Annotated in this window: 3 protein-coding genes and 1 tRNA gene; 3 read left to right on the forward strand and 1 reads right to left on the reverse strand. The window is 49.0% G+C overall.

All coding sequences use genetic code 11. From position 1 onward, the window contains the following. The first annotated feature begins 8 nt into the window (after positions 1 to 8). The 3 genes from GF404_05825 to GF404_05835 all read left to right on the forward strand — a co-directional run bounded on the left by GF404_05825 (position 9) and on the right by GF404_05835 (position 1,378). A tRNA-Thr gene (locus GF404_05825) sits at positions 9 to 82 on the forward strand. An 88-nt stretch (positions 83 to 170) separates the two neighbouring features. Then, positions 171 to 779 (forward strand): GNAT family N-acetyltransferase, encoded by a 609-nt coding sequence (locus tag GF404_05830; protein MBD3381701.1) that lies wholly within the window; start codon positions 171 to 173, stop codon positions 777 to 779. Positions 780 to 781: 2 nt separating this feature from the next. Then, the gene (locus GF404_05835; GenBank protein MBD3381702.1) at positions 782 to 1,378 is read left to right on the forward strand and encodes a GNAT family N-acetyltransferase; all 597 of its coding nucleotides are present in this window, start codon (positions 782 to 784) and stop codon (positions 1,376 to 1,378) included. Positions 1,379 to 1,868: 490 nt separating this feature from the next. Here GF404_05835 and GF404_05840 read toward each other — a convergent pair whose 3' ends face one another. Continuing rightward, a complete protein-coding gene (locus GF404_05840) occupies positions 1,869 to 6,365 on the reverse strand; it encodes a hypothetical protein (GenBank protein ID MBD3381703.1) in 4,497 nt (1,498 codons plus the stop codon). Between the last annotated feature and the right edge of the window lie 484 nt (positions 6,366 to 6,849).

A 6,849-nucleotide genomic window follows, 5' to 3' on the forward strand; every position in this document is an offset into this window, starting at 1 on the left:
CTGACCAGGCCACCGTAGCTCAGTTGGCTAGAGCAGACGATTCGTAATCGTCAGGTCAGCGGTTCGAATCCGCTCGGTGGCTTTTATTAGGCATCCGTTTCTATATGTATGATAATAAATGATTGCCCCCGTTTAACTCAAATGACAGGACCGTTATTGAATGACGATACATGGGTCCATATCATTGCAGGAGTGAAGCGACGAAGCAACCTATGTCAAGTATGAAAACCATCGATAAAAATATCACAATACAAGGCAAGAGAATCAACCTCCGTCGTATCCGCAAACCGGACGCGCGCTCGATCTATCAGTATGCCCGTGAATGGGACATCGCTAAATACACGTTCATACCGCATCCCTATGAACTCGAGGATGCGAATATCTTCATCAAGGATGTTCACAGTATGATCCGTCGCAATTCAGGCCTCGTTCTGGGCATAGAAAATCCTAAAACAAAACAGGTCATCGGCACAATCGGATCACATAACATCAACTGGCGCCACAGGCGAGCCGAGATCGGCTACTGGCTGGGTAAAAAATACTGGGGCAACGGGTATGCCAGCGAGGCAGTCATGCTGTTTCTGAGATACCTGTTCGAGACCCTTGAGCTAAACCGGGTCTTCGCGCTGGTTATGGATGCCAATGAGAAATCTGGCGAGATGCTGGCACGCCTCGGCTTCACCTGCGAAGGCCGTCAGAGGCAGGTCTGCCTTCAATACAAAGAGCGCTACGACTACCTGTACTACGGTATATTGCGCGATGAATTCCGGAAGCTGTAGCTATGCTTTTGTTCGATAAAAGTGTTCTGCGAAATCTGCCTCTCAGAAGCGAACGATTGACCCTTCGCAAACTTAAACTGAAGGACATCGAGCCTGTCTATAATATCCTGCTCGACCGCGAAGTCAGCCGAAATATCGGTATCCCCGGTGAAAAATACGATCTAAAATATGCCCGTGGTTACGTGCGCAAAAGCCAGATCCGACTGCGCAAACTGAAAGAGTTTGAGCTTGCGGTCGAACGAAATGAGGACGGCCAATTCATCGGAGCCGTGGGACTGTTCTTCATCAGCCATCGTCATAAAACCGGCTGGATCGGCTACTGGATGGGCAGACGATACTGGCGCCAGGGTTATACTTCTGAAGCTGTCAGGATCTTGTGCAATTTTGCATTTAGAGTGCTTGACATCCATCATCTGACCGCAGAAGTTTTCGGATACAATCAAGCCTCCATGAGACTTCTTGAGAAACTGGGCTGGACCAGAGAGGTTGTACTGCGTAAGGCGGAGTTGATCGATAAGAAATATTATGATCTGGTGCGGTATGGCCTGCTTGCTGAAGAATTTATGCGCGACAATTCCGATTTACTTGCCCAATCCTGAAAAACGATGCGTATCTTTTTATCGCAGACAATTGATGGTGTCGGTCCGGTATAAATTAAAGCACTTGTAAATGTGTTTATGTAGCGACGATGCTACTACAAACGCATAGATCTCCGCGTTTCGCTCGCGATGACAACGCTTGGGTTTGTTTTTGGTCACAAAAGATTTTTGACCACACGTTTCAGTCATCCCGAGGAGGAATCACGCTCTGGCGTGATCACGACGTGAGGATCTCTCGCTTCGTTATGGCAGGTGGCTCATCTCTTTAGCGGTGGGTCCAGTTTTACTCATGTCATGAATCCGTGTCACTCTTGATTCAATCGTCGAATGAATCCTACCCACAGACGAGTGAACCACCAGTCCGACAAGAATAACTCGCTAAGAATTGTACAAACTACAGAAAAAAAAAGGAGCCATCTCAATATGGATGACTCCTTCAAATCCTGCAAAACCCGGTACCCAATTTGACCGCAGTCAATCGGGTTTGAATTTATCTGATTACAGCAAGTTTATCTTCGTACATGCCGTTGTTATAAATCACGTAATACAAGTACACCCCGGTCGCGACAGGTGATCCCTGGCTGTTTGTGCAGTCCCAGGAGACATCCGGCCCGGATACATCGTCGAGGACCCTCACGATATCCCCGGCAATAGTCATAATCCGTATCTCAGAACCTGAGGGGATGTTTTTAAAGACGACGTTATTCCCATGCTGGGCCGGCTTGTACGGATTCGGGATGACATGAATATTTCCTCCCAGCGCGAAGCTGACAGTTTGCGACCACTCGGTCTGCTCCGCCCTGGCGCGCCAGTAATATGTTGTATTGGCATTCAGGTCATGCGACGGTGACCAGTTCGTGGTTGGCAGCTCGCCGTAAACCGCGCCTGAACTCAACGGCAGATTGAACTGTGGATTGTCCGCCAATTCGAAATAGAAATTCTCACCTTCACCGTTTTCATCGATTTGAATCGTAAACTGCGGACGAATCGTTCGCACTGTATCGCTCTGGAGTGGGTATACGGGAGTCGGCACTTCCAGGGTTGCCACCACCAGGCTGAAATGCCTGAACGAACGAACCTCGGACCACGCGGAATAATCTTCACCGTCATAAACCCGCGCCTGCCAGCAATAAACTTCACCATCCTCGAACTCAAAAGTGGTCAAATAAGATGTCGTCAAGTCCTGTCCCTCATCGATACCGAAAGTGCTTTCGATGACGATATTCATGGCGGGATCGGAACAGATCTTGAATTCGTACGAGAGATCATCACCATCAGCATCTTCGGCATTGACAACGACCAGCTCATGATTCGAGCCCAGCAAGGTATCTCCATCTTCCGGAGAATAAGCTGTCGGCGCTGTGGGCGGTGTGTTGATCTGTATGATTTCAAAATCCGACCAGTCCATCCAGTTACCGTACTGGTTGCCGTCAAAAGTACGGCACCGCCAGTTGTAGCTTGCTCCGCGCGCGAGAGTAGTATCGACCTGCCATGATGTGGTACCGTCGACATCCTCAGTCACCGCAGGTGAATTTTTGATCATCTGGCTGCGGGCGTCGTTCCAGACCTCGAAATGATATGTCAACGGGTCGCCTTCCGGATCGCTGGCGTTATTGACTGTCAATATCGGACTGGTCGAGGAATCGCTTCCGCCCGGAGGAGGATCGCTTCCACCCGGCTCATCCGGGGGATCATTTGGCTCCTGTACCTCGACATAGAATACACGGACCTGTGCATAGTCCGAATAATCCTCGCCGTCATAAGCGCGCGCACGCCACCAGTAGTTGGTGTTGTTATTAAGCGTGTTACTGACCTGCCATTGTGTCGAGGTGCCTCCCTCTGCCACACCCGATGCCTGGGCAACGATCTGTGTGAAGGCTGAATTAGTTGAGACCTGGAAATGATAGGTGAGGTCATCTTCATCCAGGTCAGCCGAATTCAGGACAGTCAGGATCGGCGCCAGGCTGGCAATATGTTCGCCATGGCTGGGAGTCGAGGGAATCGGTGCCGAGGGCGCGTTGTTGGGAAGCTGAACAGTAAATGAGCGCAATACCGACCAGCCTGAGTAATCTGCGCCATCATAGGCACGAGCACGCCAGTAGTACAAGGTTTCATCGCTCAAGGTCGTCGGCACTGTCCATGATGTCGTGGTTCCTCCGCCTTCGGCAATATTGGAAGCTTGTGCCACCACTGTTGAGAAGTTAGCAACCGACGAAATCTGGAACATGTATGTGAGTTCATCACCATCGCTGTCAGAAGAATTGCCAATTGTCAGGACCGGATTGAGTGTACTGACCACCGCGCCCTGGGTAGGTTGGTTCGGTCCCGGGGCCGAGGGCGGGTTATTCGGCAGATCGACGCTGAACGCTCGCGTGGAACTGTAATTCGAATAGGCCTGCCCGTCATAAGCGCGCGACCGCCAGTAATAGGTGTTACCATCCACGAGGTTGATACTGACCGTCCATGAGGTCGTCGAACCTCCGCCTTCGGCAACTCCGGAAATCTGGGAAACGATATTGGTAAAACTGCTGTTGGTCGAGACCTGGTAAGAATATGTCAGGTCATCACCGTCGACATCAGTGGAATTGTTCACTTTCAGCACCGGTCTGAGCAGACTGACCGTTCCGCCCGAGGCCGGGGAATTTGGCACCGGGGCCGATGGCGCGCTGTTAGGACTTTCCACCACAAACGATTTGACCGCCATCCAGCTCGAATAAGTCGTGCCGTTATACGACCTCACGCGCCAGTAATACGTCTGTCCCGGATTGAGATCGAACGAGGGCGAATAGCAGGTCGTACCCCCGCCTTCAGCCTTGCCGTATATTTGCGCCACGATATTGCTCATCGACGAATTAGTCGAAACCTGGAAATCGTAAGTCAGGTTGTCAGGGCACAATCCACCGCTGGAATTATTGACACACAGGTTCGGCCTGACCGGGACAGTCGCGCCATTGGCAGGAGAATTGAGTCCCGGCACAGTCGGAGCAGTCTCGCAGACATCCGCACCGCCACCGGAAATAGTCAGGTTGACAGGGAAAGTCGAGGTGGCATTGACCGCCACAACCGTCTGCGAACTGTCGGTTCCCTTGCGGGTCTTGATCGTGAAATTATTGAAATTAAGCGAATCTTCCCAGTAACAGGGGTTCGGGCTGTTGTAATGCAATGCTTTATAAGTCACCGTATCTTCAAACCAGCCGGAAGCATTGGTGTACCCGTTTCCAACAGTCTGGCCATAATTGTTCGTAATCCAGACCTGCGCCCCATTGACCGCCTGGGCGCTTTCATCGCGCACCCTGACAGAGACAATCCGCTGAAAACGCAGATCCTTCCCACGGCAGTCATCATCCTCGGTAATCGTATTGAAAACCACATCATCATCGCTGGAATACCCCATAAAGACGCAATCCACAAGCCGGCTTCCAGTCGAGCTGTACCTGTATGATCCCACGTGCGGGAAGACTACCGTAGTGCTGTCATCTGCATTATCCGCGCGGTACAGGGTATCGCCCACCAGGGTTAAACCGCCACCGCCGAGTTCATGGTTGGAGACGCTTCCCAGCCAGAGAGGAGTTCCGCCGTTGGAATAATAATAGTTGTTTTTGAATACATTGCTATGGACATCTTCAACTAATACACCCAGAGAATACTTGTTTGGCCTGTCATCGGCCATCCGACCGATCATGGCACAAACCATCGAAACCTGTCCGGTATCCACCAGTGAATCGGCTCGCAAGGCGAATACTCTATTGTTGTAGAATTCATTGTGATGAAATCCGCTGTCACAATGAATTCGTAATGCCTGTACTGATGAGCCAGTATGCAGGGTACCACTGGTCAGGTCCGAATGGGCATCAGCATAAGCTTTTATAGTATTATTATGAAACTTCACGTATTGATTCGACATCTGTGTGTTACCCGCCGGCCAGCGCATATAGAGCCCTTCCACTTTACCATCGCCACCATATCGTCTTTCAAAAGTGTTTGGACCATGATGCAACTCGAGCGTGTTGTGATGAACTTCGATTGGTTCAGTTTCGGTACCCCATGCGCCCTGAATCATGATACCATGACCACCTTCATAGCTGGTACCAGAGGTAATATAGTTATAGCTGATTTCTGAACCCGCCCCAAGTTTATAAGTGGATATTGCAAAGGCATTACCGGCACAATGAAAGATAGTTGCGTTGGTAGTGTCATACATTTCATTGCGAGCGTCTACGGTTAACGAACAGGCGTTGACTATCAACTTGGGACGTTTGATAACGCCAGTTGTGTAGATGGCTGAATGAGGAGTTGTGGTTACAACCACATTTTCCAGTTTAGCTGTATACTCATCAGGTGAATGAGTTTTCGCATCGGCACATATTCGTATAGCCGATGCCGGATCACCGTCACGATTAGAAAAACTGTGCGAAAGATTGGTGCAACGACAATCTTTTATCCATAGATTAGAAATACCATTTCCGCCCAGAATCGTCGCGTCGATACAGTTTCCTGCTACCCCTCTTGCCACCATGTTTACATTTTCGACCAGCACACTGTCATCACCAAAAATATGGATTGGCCCGCAGTCCTCAGCCGGGCTGTTATCGGGCACATCGTGAACAATAGTCATGTTTTTAATCTGTATATATTCCGGGCTCCATGAAAGCTTAATGCCATAGACATCGTCAGCGCCGGAACTGCCGAAAAAGAGCGTGTCGCCCTGTCCATCGATTTTGACATAATGAGCATCTCCGACGTTAATCCCAGTGCCGGTCGCATATAGATTGCCATCGGTCAAAACCAAAATATTGCTTTTGGGCACATTATATGGCAACATGGCAGAGTTAATCGTGACCGTATCCGAGAACTCATCCTGATACTCCGCCACGGCTCCGACCGCGGTCAACATGACAATCAGTGCCATTAGTACCGCGATTCCGCCACTGCGGTTTGACCCCGTCCTGCAGACGGTATTATAATTTGCTTCTGCTGATTCCATCATTTAACCCTTCAAATCCTTTTTGTTGCTGTGATTATCACGATCCCCTAAATATGATACCCCTCTATTTACCCCCTTATTAGCAACAATTCTCATGCCGTTTTGGGCCTGACTTATCTTAAATATTAATACGTTGTAAACAACCAGCTTATAAATATTGTCGACTGATTTTGTATTCTGCTTTGCTAAAAATTTGTTCAATTTTGAATCACCCTGTATTAAACCTGAAATTAAGATGGCTTTAATCAGCCTTTACTCTATCCGATTTTGAGGTCATAGGTGATACTGCTGATTCTATCACAATATAAGAAGTATACTCAAGTTATATAACAAATCGTCCTGTTAAGACAACATAAAAAAACAATAAAAGGAGTCTTTTTTAAAGACTTACTTCAGTTGTACGGTTCCTCTTAAACATACCGCTAACAAATCCCCAGGCTAAACCGAGATGGATCATCAGGTAAATAAACGGAAACAACAGCAGATA

Source organism: Candidatus Zixiibacteriota bacterium, assembly GCA_014728145.1.
In the GTDB taxonomy this organism is placed as follows: domain Bacteria; phylum Zixibacteria; class MSB-5A5; order JAABVY01; family JAABVY01; genus WJMC01.